At 48.5% G+C, this 17,203-nt stretch carries 18 protein-coding genes; 12 read left to right on the top strand and 6 right to left on the bottom strand.

The window, feature by feature from the left end; genetic code table 11:
* Positions 1-208: 208 nt before the first annotated feature.
* A complete protein-coding gene (locus AC4ICF_RS18755) occupies positions 209-2,725 on the top strand; it encodes an AAA family ATPase (protein WP_316380096.1) in 2,517 nt (838 codons plus the stop codon).
* Positions 2,726-2,765: 40 nt separating this feature from the next.
* Here AC4ICF_RS18755 and AC4ICF_RS18750 read toward each other — a convergent pair whose 3' ends face one another.
* Positions 2,766-3,263 (bottom strand): membrane protein, encoded by a 498-nt coding sequence (locus AC4ICF_RS18750; protein ID WP_046883075.1) that lies wholly within the window; start codon positions 3,261-3,263, stop codon positions 2,766-2,768.
* Between the two features lie 240 nt (positions 3,264-3,503).
* Between AC4ICF_RS18750 and AC4ICF_RS18745 the strand changes: the two genes are divergently transcribed.
* Both AC4ICF_RS18745 and AC4ICF_RS18740 read left to right on the top strand, forming a co-directional pair.
* Positions 3,504-3,968: a helix-turn-helix domain-containing protein gene (locus AC4ICF_RS18745; RefSeq protein WP_046883074.1), complete on the top strand. Its 465-nt coding sequence runs from the start codon at positions 3,504-3,506 to the stop codon at positions 3,966-3,968.
* A 175-nt stretch (positions 3,969-4,143) separates the two neighbouring features.
* Positions 4,144-5,016: a DUF6998 domain-containing protein gene (locus AC4ICF_RS18740; protein ID WP_046883073.1), complete on the top strand. Its 873-nt coding sequence runs from the start codon at positions 4,144-4,146 to the stop codon at positions 5,014-5,016.
* A 745-nt stretch (positions 5,017-5,761) separates the two neighbouring features.
* On the opposite strand, the gene AC4ICF_RS18735 is transcribed toward AC4ICF_RS18740, so the two are convergent.
* Positions 5,762-6,571: a LecA/PA-IL family lectin gene (locus AC4ICF_RS18735; RefSeq protein WP_316380097.1), complete on the bottom strand. Its 810-nt coding sequence runs from the start codon at positions 6,569-6,571 to the stop codon at positions 5,762-5,764.
* A gap of 537 nt (positions 6,572-7,108) precedes the next feature.
* Here AC4ICF_RS18735 and AC4ICF_RS18730 point away from each other — a divergent pair.
* Together AC4ICF_RS18730 and AC4ICF_RS18725 are read left to right on the top strand one after the other, a co-directional pair.
* Complete coding sequence (locus AC4ICF_RS18730; RefSeq protein ID WP_316380098.1) at positions 7,109-7,738, top strand: helix-turn-helix domain-containing protein; 630 nt, start codon at positions 7,109-7,111, stop codon at positions 7,736-7,738.
* 94 nt (positions 7,739-7,832) lie between these two features.
* Positions 7,833-8,447, top strand: coding sequence for an outer membrane beta-barrel protein (locus AC4ICF_RS18725; RefSeq protein ID WP_302221267.1), 615 nt, complete (start codon positions 7,833-7,835; stop codon positions 8,445-8,447).
* Positions 8,448-8,506: 59 nt separating this feature from the next.
* Here the strand turns inward: AC4ICF_RS18725 and AC4ICF_RS18720 are convergent, their stop codons facing one another.
* Positions 8,507-8,902, bottom strand: a complete 396-nt coding sequence (locus tag AC4ICF_RS18720) for a hypothetical protein (RefSeq protein ID WP_116341873.1) — start codon at positions 8,900-8,902, stop codon at positions 8,507-8,509.
* A 287-nt stretch (positions 8,903-9,189) separates the two neighbouring features.
* On the opposite strand from AC4ICF_RS18720, the gene yjdI reads away from it, so the two are divergent.
* Both yjdI and AC4ICF_RS18710 read left to right on the top strand, forming a co-directional pair.
* Complete coding sequence (yjdI, locus tag AC4ICF_RS18715) at positions 9,190-9,420, top strand: 4Fe-4S mono-cluster protein YjdI (RefSeq protein ID WP_032660181.1); 231 nt, start codon at positions 9,190-9,192, stop codon at positions 9,418-9,420.
* A 10-nt stretch (positions 9,421-9,430) separates the two neighbouring features.
* Positions 9,431-9,703 (top strand): GNAT family N-acetyltransferase, encoded by a 273-nt coding sequence (locus tag AC4ICF_RS18710; RefSeq protein WP_013098585.1) that lies wholly within the window; start codon positions 9,431-9,433, stop codon positions 9,701-9,703.
* 27 nt (positions 9,704-9,730) lie between these two features.
* Here the strand turns inward: AC4ICF_RS18710 and AC4ICF_RS18705 are convergent, their stop codons facing one another.
* On the bottom strand, positions 9,731-10,342 hold the full coding sequence (locus AC4ICF_RS18705) for a LysE family translocator (RefSeq protein WP_316380099.1): 612 nt from the start codon (positions 10,340-10,342) through the stop codon (positions 9,731-9,733).
* 114 nt (positions 10,343-10,456) lie between these two features.
* Between AC4ICF_RS18705 and AC4ICF_RS18700 the strand changes: the two genes are divergently transcribed.
* Positions 10,457-10,927 carry an Lrp/AsnC family transcriptional regulator gene (locus AC4ICF_RS18700; protein WP_061097185.1) on the top strand — a complete coding sequence of 157 codons (471 nt, stop codon included), beginning with the start codon at positions 10,457-10,459 and terminating at the stop codon, positions 10,925-10,927.
* Positions 10,928-10,963: 36 nt separating this feature from the next.
* On the opposite strand, the gene AC4ICF_RS18695 is transcribed toward AC4ICF_RS18700, so the two are convergent.
* Both AC4ICF_RS18695 and AC4ICF_RS18690 read right to left on the bottom strand, forming a co-directional pair.
* Positions 10,964-12,193 (bottom strand): amino acid permease, encoded by a 1,230-nt coding sequence (locus AC4ICF_RS18695; protein ID WP_116341867.1) that lies wholly within the window; start codon positions 12,191-12,193, stop codon positions 10,964-10,966.
* A 119-nt stretch (positions 12,194-12,312) separates the two neighbouring features.
* Positions 12,313-12,774 (bottom strand): multidrug/biocide efflux PACE transporter, encoded by a 462-nt coding sequence (locus tag AC4ICF_RS18690; RefSeq protein ID WP_116341865.1) that lies wholly within the window; start codon positions 12,772-12,774, stop codon positions 12,313-12,315.
* A gap of 104 nt (positions 12,775-12,878) precedes the next feature.
* Between AC4ICF_RS18690 and AC4ICF_RS18685 the strand changes: the two genes are divergently transcribed.
* The 4 genes from AC4ICF_RS18685 (at position 12,879) to kduD (ending at position 16,916) form a co-directional block, all read left to right on the top strand.
* The gene (locus AC4ICF_RS18685) at positions 12,879-13,745 is read left to right on the top strand and encodes a LysR family transcriptional regulator (RefSeq protein WP_116341863.1); all 867 of its coding nucleotides are present in this window, start codon (positions 12,879-12,881) and stop codon (positions 13,743-13,745) included.
* A 93-nt stretch (positions 13,746-13,838) separates the two neighbouring features.
* Positions 13,839-15,017: an acetyl-CoA C-acetyltransferase gene (locus AC4ICF_RS18680; RefSeq protein ID WP_316380100.1), complete on the top strand. Its 1,179-nt coding sequence runs from the start codon at positions 13,839-13,841 to the stop codon at positions 15,015-15,017.
* Positions 15,018-15,254: 237 nt separating this feature from the next.
* Entirely contained in the window at positions 15,255-16,091 is an 837-nt protein-coding gene (gene kduI / locus AC4ICF_RS18675; RefSeq protein ID WP_316380101.1) for a 5-dehydro-4-deoxy-D-glucuronate isomerase, read from the top strand.
* Between the two features lie 63 nt (positions 16,092-16,154).
* The gene (gene kduD, locus AC4ICF_RS18670; RefSeq protein WP_116341857.1) at positions 16,155-16,916 is read left to right on the top strand and encodes a 2-dehydro-3-deoxy-D-gluconate 5-dehydrogenase KduD; all 762 of its coding nucleotides are present in this window, start codon (positions 16,155-16,157) and stop codon (positions 16,914-16,916) included.
* The last annotated feature ends 287 nt before the right edge of the window (positions 16,917-17,203 follow it).

Here is a 17,203-nt window from a genome sequence, read left to right as displayed (position 1 = left end):
TTGTTCCAATGTCTTCGGTGGATGCGATACAGTCTAACCTTATGAATTGCTTATGAAATCTTCTATCAACGCTATTATATGAAAGATAGGAGGCAATTCTTATCTATAAAAATAACTGTTAGAGGCTATCATGGATGTCTTACAGGAAATATTGAAATGGTCTAGTTCCGAGCTACCCCTCTGGGCAAGAGACTGCTTAAGGAGACAATTGGCTTCTCCCTCATTGGAGGATAGTGATTATGAAGAATTATTAGAATTGATAAAGATTGAAAATAAAATATTGCCCTCCGATAAATTAGAATCTCTCCCATTAAATAAGGATCATATTCCGGTTTCAGCGGTTAATGATCAAGTCATTAAAATTAAAGAACTAAGTAGTCTTGTTCATGTGAACAGGATTGCGCCTGACCAAAAAATTGCATTCTGTGATAATGGGATTACCATCATTTATGGTATGAATGGTGCGGGAAAATCAGGATACGGGCGAGTTCTCAAGCATGCATGTAGAGCACGAGATAAAGGTGGTGCGATACTCCCTAATGTAAACCTGCCGGGCTATTCATCCAATATACCTAACGGGAAATTTAAAATTTCTCTGAATGGGAAAGAACACGATTTACAATGGTCTTATAATTCACCATCCCCAGAATTGTTGTCCTCAATTAGTGTTTTTGATACTCTTTGTGCATCATCATATCTGAAAGAAGGCGAGGCTGCTTATTTACCTCGCGGTCTCGATATTCTTGAGGAATTTGCAAATATAATAATTCCTAAATTAGCAGAAAAAGTTTTAGCCGAGGCTAAGGCTATAGATGTGAATAAAGAGATAACTCAAGTTTTTACAGATGGCACTAGTGTATCTGATATATGTAAAGTATTGGACCATAAAACAGATGTCGTAAAATTAAGACATTTAGCCACTTTAAGTGATTCCGAGCTAAGTAGAGATAAAGAGCTAGATAGAGTTCTGGCAGAAAAAAATCCTGAGGAAAAGTATAAAGAATTACTAAGAAGTGTATCGCACATAAAAGAGCTTTGCGTTAGGATCAATAATAAAAGCAAGTTTATAAATAACGCGGCCATGACAAAGCTTAAGTCGTTGATTGAAGGCGTTACTAATGCAGAAAAGGCATTAAATGAGTCAGCGCAAAAACTTGCGGCCGGAGATGATTTATTGCCTAACACTGGTGAAGGTATCTGGAGGGATTTGTTTCTGTCTGCCAAAAAATACTCGCTCAGTTGTGCTTACCCAGGCCATGATTTTCCCTCCGTTGGTCGTGATGCAAAATGCGTTTTATGCCAGCAACCTATATCCGAAGCAACTGACAGAATGTTACGCTTCAATGAGTTTATTAATGATGATATATCTAAATTATTAGATGAAAGAAAATCTTCTCTAAAAACAGCTAGAGAAAAAATATATACTGCTACCCTTGATTTTAGTTTTAATGCTGCAATACATATTGAAATTGGCAATGAGCATGGTGAATTAATTGAAAGAGTTAAGAAATATCAAGAAGATATTATCAAGACAAAGACTGCGATGCTTTCAATGATTGATAGTAAGAACTTCGCGAATATCGAATTTGATTATAATCCAATTTCAGAGCTAAGACTTCTGGCTGCTAGCAAGTTACGTGAAGCAAGGTTATATAAGCAAGCATCCAAAAAAAGAAAGATTGAAGATCTAATAAAGGAAAGTAAAGAACTCAAAGCACGAATTATGCTTGCGGAAAAATTAGAAGGCTTAATTTCTTTAGTTGGTAGGTTGAAGTTATATAACACTCTTAACTCAATTAGCTTTTCAGCATTATCAAAAAAAGTATCAGATAAATCTAAGTTGTTTGCAAATTCAATAATAAGTAATGCTTTAAAAAAAGATTTGGATGAAGAATTTTCTAAATTGGGTGTTTCTCATATAAAAACAGTTCTCAAACCAAGAGTTTCTAAGGGGAAGGTTTTTTATAGTTTGCTTTTGGATATACCTGTCTCAAATAAGGTGGATTTAATTTTGAGTGAAGGGGAACAGAGGGCTGTATCGTTAGCATCTTTTTTAGCTGAATTAAAACTTGCCAACCATTCATGTGGGATCATTTTTGATGATCCAGTATCTTCTCTTGATCATCATAGAAGAAGACGGGTAGCAACAAGATTGGTTGAAGAAGCAAAAAATCGGCAGGTAATAATCCTCACGCATGATATCGCTTTTTTGAGCGAGTTAATATTTGCTACCGAGAAAAATAATGTCGATAGCTTAATACATCACCTGCAATGGACTGGAGATTTTTCAGGCTGCGTTTATGATGGTTTACCTTGGGACAAGGTCAGCTATAAAACCAGAGTTGAAAAGTTAAAACAAGAATCTCGGCAATTAGATCCTTGGCCTGTATATCCCAGTGCTGAGCAAGACAACTCGATGCGAAGATTATATAGCCGTATGAGATCAACGGTTGAGAAAATGGTTGAAGACGTGATATTCGCTGGGATTGTGGTTAGATTCAGTGAAATTATAGGAGTTGGCAATTTACATAAATTAAGTGGGCTTGAGCGAGAATGTTGTATTGCGATTTCTGAACTCTGGTCAAAATGCCATCGTATTACTGATGCTCATGATCAACCTGCATACAAACAGACAGCGTTACCAAGCCCTGATGAATTTCGAGCAGATTTAGAGCTTATTTTAGATTTAGCAAAAAAAGCAGCAGCGACTCAGATTAAAAAATAGTTAATCTTTAAGCATTCAGGGAAGAATTCCCTGAATGCTCTTATTCAAATGAAGCCGCGATGACTTCCCCAGTGTTGGCGTTAAAAACACAAAAGTATTGCAATGGTATCAGCATATTCATGCTGTTAATGGCCTTAGCCTGTTGTCCAAATGCTTGAATCGTTTTCTTTTGCTCGTTGTGCCAAAGGTAAGTGTCGAAAACTGGCCGCGCTTCACTTTCCTGCCACACATGGCGAAACGCTGCTTTCTTGTCCATTACCTGCTTGCACTCTTTGACGGGGTTGTGGTGCGCTTTTGCATAGCATTCCGGGGCGCTACCTAAGCACAAGGTCTTGTGTTTCGCTGCCGGGTGTTCTGCGCTTACAGCGGAAAATGCACATACGCCTAGCACCAATGAGAGGGTTCCAAGAATTCCCCATGAAACTGCGCGTAGCGTGCTGATCTGATGTTTTGAAACAATGCGAGCAACAAATCCATAGCTGACGCAACTAAGCGCGACACCCGCCACCATTGGTAATAAAAAACCTGATCCCGCCATGATTCCCTCATTTTCAAAAACACATCACGCCTACTAGCGAATGTTGGGGACGACCAACCGATGACAATCATAATACTTTGTGGATTTTAAATGTCACTATTGATGTTCATTTTGAATCATGAAGGGTTGTCATGAGGCAGGCGGCTAATGCGAGTGACTCAGCCCGCTGAAGTTAGGGTTGATTCAAAATGTCTCATATAGAGCGTGGCCTTGCAGTGGTCAAAACTGCACATTCAGTGCATGAAAAAGACCTTGAGAATACAGTTTGGCGAGCGGGTAAAAGAACTCCGCATAGCCACCGGATTGAGCCAGGAAGCCTTTGCTGATCGGTGTGGGTTTGCACGTAGCTATATGAGCAGAATTGAACGTGGTGGCTCTAATGCGTCTCTGGACGCGATTGAGGTGCTGGCTAACGCTTTGAGCGTTGAGCCGTGGCAGTTATTAGCGTCTGGCTCATCTGAAGATAACGACCCGGAACTGTTGGTTCCATACGCGGCCGATGGTTCCTGTTTTCACCCCGGTTTGGCGAGCACCCGTGATGGTTCGTTTGGCGTAGGTGATAAAGCGGCTCAGAAGCGTTTTGGCACGTTTTCTGAAGCTCTTGAGTATCTCCGTAGCATGGAGACAGCAAAATGGCGTAGGCCCAATGCCAGTGGCAACTGGGGTATTGTTTCGGCAGTGCGGTGGGGCAAACTGAGAAAGTGAAGTAAGTGTAAGTTTATAAATTCTGGATGCTGTATTAATGAACAGACTTCTTTGGCAAAAGATGAGACACCTATGAATCAGTCTTACTCTTCTATAAGAGTCGACAAAACATCAAAATCCAGGTGCGTTACGTAGGCGTTACAGTGGCATTTCACTTCGGCAATGGAGAGTGTTTTTGAAAAATAATCATTTAACATCATATGATTGGCTAAATGCGCTGAATAATCTTGAATTGCTGTCACTTCATTCCGAAATATTAACGCAGTTGCGTTCTAGAGGTGTCATTCGCACCAAGAATAATCCTGTTGGTGACTATGCTGAATGGCTGGTTTCTAATGCACTGGGTATGACTCTTCTCAGTAATTCCTCGGCGGGTGCTGATGCCATTGATGCTGATGGCCTGAAAGTGCAGATCAAAGCTAGGAGAGTTACGCCGGATAATCCTTCCCGGCAGCTTAGTGCCTTGCGTAACTATGAGGCAGCCGATTTTGATTATTTAATCGCGGTTATTTTCGATGGGACTTACAACATTCTTGATGCTTACAAAATCCCACATGAAGTAATACGAGATTATGCACGGCATAGTGACCACGTTAACGCACATATCGTTAACCTCAAGGGCGCGATTCTTACTGATCCCCGAGTTAGTTCCATCAAAGAAGACTTGATTGTCAGGAGTTCGGTTTCAGTCAATGAAGCGGCTATGCAAACCCTTCCACCCGAACCTGTGGAAGAGGTTTTGAATCAACCAGAGAAGATAACGAGTAGTGTTACCCTGGTCAGCCACCTTAAGGCTATCGGGATGGAGTGCTTTGTAAACTACTACCATCATTTTGCCGATTCAAATTTATCAAGCGCGGATATCATTGAGCAAATGCACTCACGTGAGGGTTATACAGAGAAAAGTTGCCGGGGCCGTCTCAGTAAAGCGCGAAAAGTGATCAGGGATGGTTTAAGTATTGAGGCTTTGACGTTGATCGCTGACTCTGGGCGAATACAAGATTCTGTCAGAAGTGACGCGCTAAAACTTATCAGCGTTCTGGAGTGAAGCGGTTTGCAAAACGTTGTAGTTCCTCCTACAAAACCCTCCTACAATGCATCACGTTTTTGTTAATAAATCCATGGGATTACGAGATCTTTGGAGCGGGGGTGATTTCCCTTCGCCCGCTCCATATCTCTCCCCTTGTTGCAAAACACCACCCAAAATTGGCTTAAATGTATTTCGCTATCAACAAGTTACTTAACATACGATGTCTGTTATCGTTCAACAATTGAATGACGGTTTACCAATAAGAGGTATGATCTGCTGCCCCCTGAATTAACCAGACAGGTCTTGTATCGTTTAGCGATATACCGGCAGTACAATTACGTTGCCTTTTAATTAAACAAGGATGTGCTTTGCTAATTGCAGATTATGGCTCTTTCATGGTGCGCTTTTGCAGGCACCATGATCTTTTTGATTACGTGAATATGCAGCCCTGAATGTGTATTCAGAACCGATATTACCCCACTGGTGTTTATTAGGCATGAAGTTAGTGTGTTACTTCCGCTCAGATACCCTAACCGAAAGCGTGCTGTGTTTCAGGATAGCGTTAATCGAGACGCGTCTTGTTTCTAATCACAGCCGATACTGAGAGGATATACAACATAATAAAGAGTAATGCCGTGTGTTTATTGCCTGTTGGTGTAGCGCATATGTTGATCATGTGCGCTACACAATTTTTTAATCCTGTTTTGAACATCGAACTGCCATCCAGCATTCATGCCGAATAGCAGACCGACACTCCTGTAGATTATCCCTTAATTTTTAGCTCCTTAATTCTGAAATCATTCCCCATACTTGCTGTAACATGGCTGACTACCGCGAGTTCAGCCTGACTGCTCGCGGCTTTGAATTTTCCACTCAGGGTTACCCATTCATTCGCCTGCTTCAGCTCCAGCGGTGCGGAGATGTCTTTGCCATCCGCACGGAGAGAAATTTTTGGCGCTTCATATTTTCCAATAATGCGCGCAGCTTTCAGCGTCCAGGTATATTCATGCCCGGCAGTCAGACCTGTCAGCGTCTTTTTGAGGATCTCTCCGGCATGATTTTTATTGGGCCTGGTAATAAACTCGACGGCGCGGGCGCTGGCGTCAACCAGGTAAAGATCGTGCCCGGCAGGTCCCGCCTGCCAGCTATTCCAGTTATCACGTTCAAAGTTGGTTAAATCTTCAAACGGTGCTGTCCTCGCTGTAATATCCGCCTCGCGATACACTTCAACGCTGAATTCGCCCGAGTTGTCTTTGTACTGGTCTTTACCATCGGCATAAATCAGCGTCAGAATACCTTCAGCAGGAATTGACCAGCGATATTTATGGTTGCCAACCGGATATGTTTCACCCCCAATCCGTGCCAGAAGTGAAGGATTGCGTATCGTTAGCGGTTCGCCCTCTCTGGGAATACGTCCCTGTGGCGCGGTCAGAGCAAAAGTTTCGCTACCATTTTTGGCCCAGCCATCGGCCAGAATCGTAATGATCTCCCCTCGTTTGAGGGAAAGGCCTGTATTTATCCCTTCGGCACTTTTTGCATCAACTTTTCCTGACCAGATTAAATTTGCGCTCATGTCTGACTCCTGTGAGAGTGGCGTACAATTTCGCCATTGAAAGATAGTCCTTGCGAAATGAGTTTTTTAATGACTCACATCGGCTAACAGCCTGATAAAGCGAATAAATGAATCTGTATGTATTACACTTTACGCATATTCATTTCCGGAATGTTTTCGGCTCGAAAGAGAATAGTCAGGCTGTATATACAATTCAAAAGCTGGAACGGCCTGTTTCGGCTTGATATTTTGTAATTATTTAAAAAACAACAAATATTTGTTGTTTTATTAGGAATAATCTTAATGAAGTGATGTGTAAGAAGAAAAGATTGTTCAGGTTTTAATAGTCTTTTCTCCCCAGTGTTTTCATAGGTATTAGAGCAAGCACCAACAAATATCAGTTACCTATTACCGACGTTCTTGGTGGAAAATTCAAAAATAAACAGAGTTTCTTTTTACTCATGTTTTTCTATCTGATATCACTTCCCCCTCATACTTGTCTGATCAATGACTGTTGTAGTCTATACTGGCCATTACCCAACGCTAAAAGGCTGTGTTATGAATATTTTACCTCCTGTTCGGCCTGAACAATCCATTGAACGTTTGACGGCGATCCTTGAGCCAATGGCAGAGAAAGTGAAGCTCGCGCCGCGCAAGCGGATCACCTGGAAACACAAAGGCCACCAGCAGATGTACCTTTTTCAGGACGGGGAGCTTTCGCTGCTGCGGGCCTCTGATGGACTGCTCTTAGTGACCGTTTTCGAGCCTCATCTGTTCGGCATTGCCGAGATGATCCAGCCGACACAAGGGCATATTTTACGTGCAGAAAGAGAGTCTATAATTTTACGTGCTGATGCAGATGAAGCAGCTGCGCTATTTCGTGAAAAGGGCGTCTGGGAAGACGTTGCGGCCTTACTGTCGTATCATACGGCGTATCTGATTTATCGTGATGCGCAGGTCGTGCAGCAACGTACCTATTCCGTGATTCGTAGCTATCTGCAGGAGATGATATTACTTCCCGAAGAGGCGCGTATGCGGACGAGCATTCTGGAATATATTCAGGATCGTACGCTTCTTTCACGCAGCAGCATTCTCAACGTATTATCGGCGCTTAAGCAAGGTCAATATATTGCGTTTAAGCGCGGCGGTTATTTACTGGAAATGGGAAATTTACCTGAGTCGTTCTAAAATTTAAAATTAAACAGAAAAGCATTTCACGTTGTTCTCGTTTGTCTATATCGTTTGCTCACTGATAATATTTAGCAGAGTAAACGGGATTCGTATGAAGAAGACACTTTTTGCATTAATTATTGCTAACGCGTTCACTGCAACGGCTGCATTTGCAGCTGCGGATACAGGTACATGGTATAGCGGGGCTAAATTTGGCTGGTCACACTATTTTGACGCCAGCACAGGTTCTAAAGCGAGCGATAATAACAATGGCTCAAGCCAGTATAATATCGATCATGATAACGTCGGCGGTGGGGTTTACGCTGGCTATCAGATGACACCCTGGCTCGCAGTAGAAGGTGGTTATGATTATTTAGGAAATATGCAGATGAAAGGCAACCATAGTGCGGGCGCACAAATGAAAAGCCAGGGGCTGCAGATGTCCTTAAAAGCAAGCTATGCCGTGACCGACAGCTGGGATATCTATGGGCGTGCCGGGGCGATGGCGTATCGCGCAGAATCTGATGTAAGTGGTCACAATCGTTTTGATACAGGCATTCGCCCGCTTGCCGCAGTGGGGACGGAGTATGCGTTCAACAAAAATTTGGCTGGCCGCCTGGAATATCAATGGGTAAGCAATGTGGGTAACGCCAACCAGATTGGCGTCAGCAGCGACGTAAGCTCCGTAACGGCAGGCCTGACATGGCGATTCGGACAGCACGATTAATCGTTGTTAGCCTCTCAATTAAAAAAGCCCAGCTGCTCAGCAGTTGGGCTTTTTGGTATTTAAGTGACTAAAGGCTGAAGGGCAAGTTTAATCTTTTGCAGACCGGTAACATTTTTATCTTTCAAGTATTGCTGATTAATCATTTCAAGCTGTTCCAGTTTTGTCAGCGAGGCGTAGACCGGCTGAACGGGGCTATCTTCGGTGAAAATATCCTTCGCGGTGGCGTGCTGTAAATATTGTGATTTCAGCTGTGTTGCTATTTTATCTATCTGTATTTTATTTTCTTGATAAAGTGCTGCAATATGTGATGCCGGAACGGCAGGCGGTTTTTCTCCCGGTAAAACTAGCGGGACCTGCAGATGGTGTATTTGTTCAACCTTATCTGGCTCAGAAGCGCTGCAGGCGGTTAATAAATTGAGGCTGAGCAGAGTCAGTAATAATGGCCGTGTCTTCATGGGTAACTCATGTTAAATAAGCAGAGCGGACATTATCGTAAACGACAGGCTCATCTTCAGATTAAACTTGTTTAATTTTAAACATCTCACCGGGGATACTCAGTAACAGAATGTCGGATCACGCTTAATGCGTAAAACAGCCAGTATGCGCACCCACCGATGTACGCAGGGGGACGCAATCCGGCGAAAAGTGTTGCGAGCTGGCTTTTCGTTTTTAGCGTGATAGCTATCGGGATCCCATAAGGCTATGCTTCATTCAGCACGAGAATAATTACAGAGGCAATGTCATGGATAAAGAACTACTGGATGCAGGCTACCGGGCCTATACCGGCGAGAAAATTGACGTTTACTTCAACACCGGGATCTGCAAACACTCCGGTAACTGCGTGCGTGGGAGCGCAAAGCTGTTTAATCTGAAGCGTAAGCCGTGGATTGTTCCTGATGAAGTGGACGTGGAAACGGTTGTACGCGTGATTGATACCTGCCCGAGCGGTGCGCTGAAGTACCGCCAAAAATAAGCGAGGAACCATGGATATTCTGGAAGGCCACAACAAGTTTTACGTAAACGATGCGAACGGCAATCAGGTCGCTGAGATTGTCTTCGTGCCGACCGGCGAGCACCTGAGCATTATTGAGCATACCGATGTCGATCCGAGCCTGAAGGGGCAGGGTGTGGGCAAGCAGCTGGTGGCGAAAGTGGTTGAGAAGATGCGCGGTGAGAACCGCAAAATTATCCCGCTGTGCCCGTTTGCGAAGCATGAATTTGATAACACGCGGGAATATGACGATATTCGGGCGTAAAACACACCGGCGATGGCCGGTGTTTTTTTATCTCATCTGTTCAAACAGCAATACCAACGCGATCATCACCATTATCCCGCCCGATGCCATGCTCACCAGACGCGCCGCCTGTGGCCGGGTCGCCAGCACCGCTCTCGAACCATACCCCACCAGCAGATAGACCAGCGTGCAGGTGATCAGGTGCATCACGCCAAGCGCGGACATCTGCATCGCTATCGACCAGCTTCCTGCAGGGTCTGTAAACTGCGGAAGCAGCGCCAGAAAAAGCAAAAAAACTTTCGGGTTAAGGCCGCTAATGCAGAGCCCTTTCACCGCCCACTGTTTCCAGTTTCCCGCGTGGTGGGTGGCCTTTTCCGGCGCGGCGGGGTGACGTAATAGCGTAATGCCAAGCCACAGGAGATACACGGCCCCCGCAATGGTCAGCCCGGTTAGCGCCAGCGGATGTTGGGCAATCAGTACGCCTACGCCAGCCACCACGATCAGCGTGGCTAACAAATGCCCGGACATCAACCCCATCACCGCCGGCACCACGCGCCGCCCGTTAATCCCGGCGCTAATGGCGTAGGCCCAGTCGGCGCCAGGCGTTATGATGAGCAGAAACGAAACCACCCAAAAGCCGGCCACAATACTCATTTCCATCGTCCTGAAGACTCCTGCAGTGCGTCAAAGTTGAGAAAAAGAATATCGCTAACCCTGCGAAATAGGCTTTCAATGTTATGCTCATAACACCGTCAAAATGAGAAAATCTTCCACATGGATAGCATCGATCGAAAAATTCTTGCGGAGCTGCAGTCCGATGGCCGCTTATCCCTTACCGAGCTGGCTGAACGGGTGAATCTGAGCCTTTCGCCGTGCCATCGTCGCGTCCGGGCGCTGGAGCAAAGCGGGGCCATAACGGGATACCGTGCCAGCCTTGACCCCGCCAAAATGGGCTTTAACTTTCTGGCGATAGTGTTTGCGACGCTAAAAGAGGGGGACCGAAAGGCGGTAAGCGCGTTTGAAGAGGCGGTAGAAGAGATCCCTCAGATCGTGCTGGCACAGCGTCTGTTTGGCGATCCGGATTATCTGATGCACGTTGTGACCCGCGACCTGTCGGCCTTTCAGAAACTCTATGACGAGAAACTCTCCGCCATGCCTGGCGTGCAGCACCTTCGCTCTACGCTTGTCATGAAAACGGTAGTGCAGGACAGACCTTTTCCGCTGGAGTCAGCAGGGCGAGACTGAGAGGCATGCCCGACAGAATGCCGGGCATGAGTATGTTTAGCCCACAAACATCACCGACACGCACAGCACGCCGACGATCAGCGTCAGCAGGCTGCCAATGGAACGGTATTGTTTCAGGGAGGGGATCAGATACGTCGACAGCGTCGGCATGATAAACAAAATCATGGCGATAAGCGGACCGCTGATGGCGTAAATCATCGAAATGGCGTTCGGGTTAATGCAGCAGACGGCAAAGGTGATTAACGACACCCCCATAATGGAAAGCGCGCGGTTGAAGGCGCGGCTTTTTTTTACGCCGATCTGATTTAGTGACGACTTCACGATCTCCGTCGCCCCTTCAATCACCCCAAAATAGGTGCCGAGGAACGATTTTGACATCGCAACAATCGCCACCACAATGCCAGAAATACCCAGCCACGCCGGTGAAGAAGGCATCATCGACAGCGCGGACAGGATCGTTACCCCTTGCTCTTTGGCGGCTACAATATACGACGGTGGAATAGAGAGCAGGCAGCTGAAGACAAAGAACAGCACGCTCAGGCAGATGATCAGGTACGCCACCTTCATGATTTTATTGCATTTATCCATGGCGCCGTCGGCAAATTTCTCGCGACGGTCAACGGCAAATGTGGAGATAATCGGGGTATGGCTGAACGCAAACACCATCACCGGAATCGAAATCCAAACCTGGTGCAGCGTATGGCGATCGACGGCCATCTGGCTGGTCAGCAGCGAGGGTTGCCAGCTGCCGATCAGGTAGAGCGAGACAAACAGGAAATAGGCAATCAGCGGAAACACCAGGAAGCCCATCACTTTTATTGTGATATGCCGTCCCATCAGGAAGATCAGATTCAGAACCAGCACCACGCCCAGGCTGACCAGCACGCGAACGACGATATCTACCGTCAGGTGTTTCGCCAGCTGTTCGGTTAACGAGTTGGTGATGGCCACCGCATATATCTGCACCACCACAAAGAAGGCGATGAAATAGAGCGTGGTGATCAGGTTGCCAATCTTCTTACCATAGTAGTGGGAGACGGCGCCGGTGATCCCTTCATTACCTTTTGTTTTTGAAGAGAGAATAAATTGCGTTAGCGCCCGGTGCGGCCAGTAGGTTAACGGATAGGCCACAAGGGCGGTGATAAACAGGACAATAGCGCCTGCGGAGCCCAGCTGAATGGGCAAGAACAGCGTTCCTGCGCCCACGGCCGTGCCATAGAGAGCGAAACTCCAGAGAGTCTCATCTTTTGACCAAATTTTCGACATTAGAGCAACGTTTCAACTAACAAACCATCAGAATGGCGTGCAATTTACCATAGTTATGCCTGAAGAGCGCAGTTGCTTCGACGGAGTTTGGCCGGAACGGGCGTCCGGCCAGCGTGATTTTAGCCTGCCAGAGCGCGTCGTTGCTGGCGGCGCTTAAGAAATTTCTCGCGCAGGTTATCGTATGCCCAGTTATAGAACATGGTGTACGGCAGGAAGAACAGGAAGAAACCTATTTCCAGCGTAAATGCCTGAAGCAAGGTCACGCCCAGCACGGCGGCGACAATCGACACGCCAATCACAATAAACCCACATTCGAACCCCAGCGCGTGCAGCGCACGCACTTTTGCCGTACGTTTTACGCGCTGGACAGGCCAGAAACGGTCGAAGCCGAAGTTATAGATAATGTTCCAGAGCATGGCGGTGGTAGCCAGGATAATGGTTAACCCGCCCATCTCCACCACGGAGCGCTGCATCAGCCACGCCGCCGTGGGGGCGAGAATTGCCGTGGCAATCCCTTCGAAACAGACAGCGTGGAAGATCCGCTCCGGCAGCTTACGTTGGAGTACATCCTGGTGTTGCATAGTGTAGACCTCATTAATTCGCCGGTATGGGCGTTGATGCAGCCTATTTTTATCGCTAAAGCTGATATATTAAAGATGGTATCCATCGATAAAGTAGATAGGTTATGCACTATTCACCTGAAGCCCTTACCGCGTTTGTTGAGACCGTTGCGGCAGGCTCTTTCTCTGCTGCCGCGCGCCGGCTGCGTAAAAGCCAGTCGACGATCAGCACCTCCATTGCCAATCTTGAGGCCGATCTGGGTTTCGAACTGTTTGACCGCTCGGCGCGGCAGCCGGTGCTAACGGTCCAGGGGGAACAGGTGCTGGGCTACGTGCAGGCCATCCTCGCCGCCAGCACGCGGCTTGATGAGCTGGCGGTGTCGTTAACGGCACGAACCGAAGCGCGTTTGACGTTTGTCCTTTCCGATACCCTCAACCCGGACGTGCTGGAAGATCTGATGAAGCAGTTTGACGCCCGCTTTCCCCATACGGAATTCGAATGTCTGATTGGCGAGGAAGAAGACGTGATCGATCTGCTGCAAAAGGAGCGCGCGCAGGTGGGTCTGACGGAAGCGCGAGACAGTTATCCTACGGATATTGGCGCCACCCGGCTGCCGGTGCAGACCCGAATGGCGATATATGTCGCGACCACGCACCCGCTCGCCGGGCAACACGAGGTGCAGAGCGACGAGCTGCACGGCTGGCGGGAGCTGAGGCTCAGCACCTACCTTGAGCGCGAGGCTGAGATTGCTCGGGGGCCCGTCTGGTCAGCGCCGAACTACCTGTTACTGCTGAGTATGGCCGTCCAGGGTTTCGGCTGGTGCGTGCTGCCGTGCGCGCTGGTGGATGAATTCGCCGCGGCGAAATCGCTGGTACAGCTCAATGTTCCCGGCTGGCCAAGGGCGATCGGCATCGATTTGCTGTGGAATAAACGATCCCCGCCCGGCGTTGCCGGAAGCTGGCTGCGGCAGTATCTGCAGGATGCGCGCTAATCCTTGTGATTAAACTCACTATTTTTAAACAATTAAGATAATTGCCAGTAACAATCCTCTACTATCGTCATGTCATTTAACACAGAGGTCGTGATGAAAGATGTCGTAATAGTGGGTGCGTTGCGTACGGCTATCGGCTGTTTTCAGGGAGCGCTTGCGCGTCACTCGGCGGTTGACCTGGGCAGCGTGGTAGTTAAAGCGCTGGTGGAACGTAGCGGGATCGCCGCACATGAAGTTGATGAAGTGATCCTGGGGCAGGTTCTCACGGCCGGAGCCGGGCAGAACCCTGCGCGCCAGGCGGCGCTGAAGGGCGGGTTGCCCAATACCGTATCCGCCATCACCATTAACGACGTCTGTGGTTCAGGATTAAAAGCGCTGCATCTCGCCACCCAGGCCATTCAGTGCGGTGAAGCGGATGTGGTTATTGCTGGCGGACAAGAGAACATGAGCCGCGCGCCGCACGTTCTGACCGACAGCCGTACCGGCGCGCAACTGGGCAACAGCCAGCTGCTCGACAGCCTCGTGCATGACGGGCTGTGGGATGCGTTCAACGACTATCATATGGGCGTGACGGCAGAAAATCTGGCGCGCGAGTACGGCATCAGCCGCGAACTGCAGGACGCCTATGCGCTAAGTTCGCAGCAAAAAGCGCGTGCCGCGATTGATTCCGGTCGTTTTCGCGACGAGATTGTCCCGGTCAGCACGCAGCGTCAGAACGGTGAGGTTATCGTTATAGATACCGATGAACAGCCGCGCACCGATGCCAGTGCTGAAGGCCTGGCAAGACTGAATCCCGCGTTTGAGACCCAGGGCTCGGTCACGGCGGGAAATGCCTCTTCCATTAACGACGGCGCCGCGGCCGTCATGATGATGAGTGAAAGCAAAGCCCTTGAACTCGATCTCCCCGTGCTGGCCCGCATTAAGGCATTTGCCAGCGTGGGCGTGGATCCTGCGTTAATGGGGATCGCGCCGGTCTACGCTACCCGCCGCTGCCTGGAGCGCGCAGGGTGGCAGCTTTCTGATGTGGATCTGATTGAAGTGAACGAAGCCTTTGCCGCGCAGGCGATCTCGGTCGGCAAAATGCTGGAGTGGGATCCGCTGCGGGTCAACGTAAACGGCGGGGCCATTGCGCTGGGGCATCCCATCGGTGCGTCCGGTTGCCGAATCCTGGTCTCCCTGGTCCACGAAATGAAAAAGCGAAACGCCCGCAAAGGGATAGCTACTCTCTGTATAGGCGGCGGACAAGGGGTGGCGCTGGCCATTGAGCGCTAATCTTACCTCATTAAAAAAAACCTCCTTCGGGAGGTTTTTTTTATCGCGCTGTTTTTGCCTGGCGTATTTATCGTGATCCGAACGTCATTTCCGCTATAAATAAAATAAAAAATGAAACGTTGTTTTAAGTTGGGTTGAAAAGCCTATTTTCTGCCGCTAGTATGTGCTCATAATGTAAAACGGAACGCTGTTTCGTTTATTTTCTTCTTTCGGGAATGACCACATCTGGAGGTTACCGTGGACGTCAGACAAAGCATTCACAGCGCGCACGCCAAAACGCTGGATACTCAGGGGCTGCGCAGCGAGTTTTTAATTGAGCAGGTGTTCGGAGCCGACACGTACACCATGGTCTATAGCCACATCGACCGCATTATTGTGGGCGGCATTATGCCGGTGGCGAAAACCGTCTCCGTGGGCGGCGAAGTGGGCAAGCAGCTGGGCGTCAGCTACTTCCTGGAGCGTCGTGAACTGGGCGTGATTAATATCGGCGGGCCGGGCACGATTACCGTGGACGGCCAGTGCTACGAGATTGGCCACCGAGACGGGCTGTACGTCGGCAAAGGGGCGAAAGAGGTGGTCTTTGCCAGCATCGACGGCGCTAAGCCCGCAAAGTTTTACTACAACTGCGCCCCCGCGCACACCGCTTATCCAACCAAAAAAGTGACGCCAGCGGACGTTGCGCCCGTGACGCTGGGCGATAACCTCACCAGCAACCGCCGTACCATCAATAAATACTTCGTTCCGGATGTGCTGGAAACCTGCCAGCTCAGCATGGGGCTGACCGAACTGGCTCCGGGCAACCTGTGGAACACCATGCCGTGCCATACCCATGAGCGCCGCATGGAAGTCTACTTCTACTTCAACATGGACGACGATGCCTGCGTGTTCCACATGATGGGACAGCCGCAGGAGACGCGCCATATCGTCATGCATAACGAGCAGGCGGTCATTTCACCCAGCTGGTCTATTCACTCCGGCGTGGGGACAAAAGCCTATACCTTCATCTGGGGTATGGTTGGAGAAAACCAGGTCTTCGATGACATGGACCACGTCGCTGTTAAGGATCTGCGCTAGTCGCGGGCAGCTAAGTATCAATCTGCCTGTTGGTGACAGGCGCTGAAAGAGTAAGGAACAAACATGATTCTGGATGCATTCTCTCTGCAGGGTAAAGTGGCTGTGGTTTCCGGTTGTGACACCGGGCTGGGCCAGGGGATGGCGTTAGGCCTGGCGGAAGCGGGCTGCGACATCGTCGGGATTAACATTGTTGAGCCCACGGAAACGATTGAACGCGTGACCGCGCTGGGCCGTCGTTTTCTCAGCCTGACCGCCGACCTGCGTAAAATCGACGCCATTCCGGACCTGCTGGATCGCGCCGTGGCGGAGTTTGGCCATATCGACATTCTGGTCAACAACGCGGGGCTGATCCGCCGTGAAGACGCGATTAACTTCAGCGAGACCGACTGGGACGACGTCATGAACCTGAACATCAAGAGCGTGTTCTTTATGTCTCAGGCGGCGGCGAAGCACTTCATCGCCCAGGGGAAAGGCGGCAAAATCATTAATATCGCCTCGATGCTCTCCTTCCAGGGCGGCATCCGCGTGCCGTCTTACACCGCGTCAAAAAGCGCGGTGATGGGCGTGACCCGCCTGCTGGCGAACGAATGGGCGCAGCACAACATCAACGTCAACGCGATTGCGCCGGGCTATATGGCCACTAACAATACCCAGCAGCTGCGGGCGGACGAAGAGCGCAGTGCGGCCATCCTTGAGCGTATTCCGGCTGGCCGCTGGGGGCTTCCGAGCGATCTGATGGGGCCGGTTGTGTTCCTGGCTTCCCCTGCATCGGACTATATCAATGGTTATACCGTCGCGGTTGATGGCGGCTGGCTGGCGCGATAGACCCACTAATGACAAATACCTCTGCTCTTCGGCGGAGGTTTTTTTTGCTTAAAATTTTCCAAAGTCCATATTGATAAACACGAAAAATCCATACTGAAAAATCATAGATGACCGCTATCACACTTTTATTACTGAAAAATTAAGGTATTAGTAAAATAAGGTGATTATCCAGCATTAGTTGAAATTGTAATGTCCATCACAGATCGCTATGCCATAGCGAAATAATCCATATCTTCACGAATTCCGGCCTGACACTTTTCCCCGCTATCTCGTAATTTCACTTAACG

The organism is Enterobacter sp. ECC_219_Taxon_10, assembly GCF_058354905.1.
This window is presented reverse-complemented; position numbering and strand designations above follow the sequence as displayed.

Coding starts and splice junctions, on each gene's coding strand:
- AC4ICF_RS18750 (WP_046883075.1), bottom strand. CDS start 3,263: ATGGCGGGATCAGGTTTTTTATTACCAATGGTGGCGGGTGTCGCGCTT.
- AC4ICF_RS18745 (WP_046883074.1), top strand. CDS start 3,504: ATGAAAAAGACCTTGAGAATACAGTTTGGCGAGCGGGTAAAAGAACTC.
- AC4ICF_RS18735 (WP_316380097.1), bottom strand. CDS start 6,571: ATGAGCGCAAATTTAATCTGGTCAGGAAAAGTTGATGCAAAAAGTGCC.
- AC4ICF_RS18730 (WP_316380098.1), top strand. CDS start 7,109: ATGAATATTTTACCTCCTGTTCGGCCTGAACAATCCATTGAACGTTTG.
- AC4ICF_RS18725 (WP_302221267.1), top strand. CDS start 7,833: ATGAAGAAGACACTTTTTGCATTAATTATTGCTAACGCGTTCACTGCA.
- AC4ICF_RS18720 (WP_116341873.1), bottom strand. CDS start 8,902: ATGAAGACACGGCCATTATTACTGACTCTGCTCAGCCTCAATTTATTA.
- yjdI (WP_032660181.1), top strand. CDS start 9,190: ATGGATAAAGAACTACTGGATGCAGGCTACCGGGCCTATACCGGCGAG.
- AC4ICF_RS18710 (WP_013098585.1), top strand. CDS start 9,431: ATGGATATTCTGGAAGGCCACAACAAGTTTTACGTAAACGATGCGAAC.
- AC4ICF_RS18705 (WP_316380099.1), bottom strand. CDS start 10,342: ATGGAAATGAGTATTGTGGCCGGCTTTTGGGTGGTTTCGTTTCTGCTC.
- AC4ICF_RS18700 (WP_061097185.1), top strand. CDS start 10,457: ATGGATAGCATCGATCGAAAAATTCTTGCGGAGCTGCAGTCCGATGGC.
- AC4ICF_RS18695 (WP_116341867.1), bottom strand. CDS start 12,193: ATGTCGAAAATTTGGTCAAAAGATGAGACTCTCTGGAGTTTCGCTCTC.
- AC4ICF_RS18690 (WP_116341865.1), bottom strand. CDS start 12,774: ATGCAACACCAGGATGTACTCCAACGTAAGCTGCCGGAGCGGATCTTC.
- AC4ICF_RS18685 (WP_116341863.1), top strand. CDS start 12,879: ATGCACTATTCACCTGAAGCCCTTACCGCGTTTGTTGAGACCGTTGCG.
- AC4ICF_RS18680 (WP_316380100.1), top strand. CDS start 13,839: ATGAAAGATGTCGTAATAGTGGGTGCGTTGCGTACGGCTATCGGCTGT.
- kduD (WP_116341857.1), top strand. CDS start 16,155: ATGATTCTGGATGCATTCTCTCTGCAGGGTAAAGTGGCTGTGGTTTCC.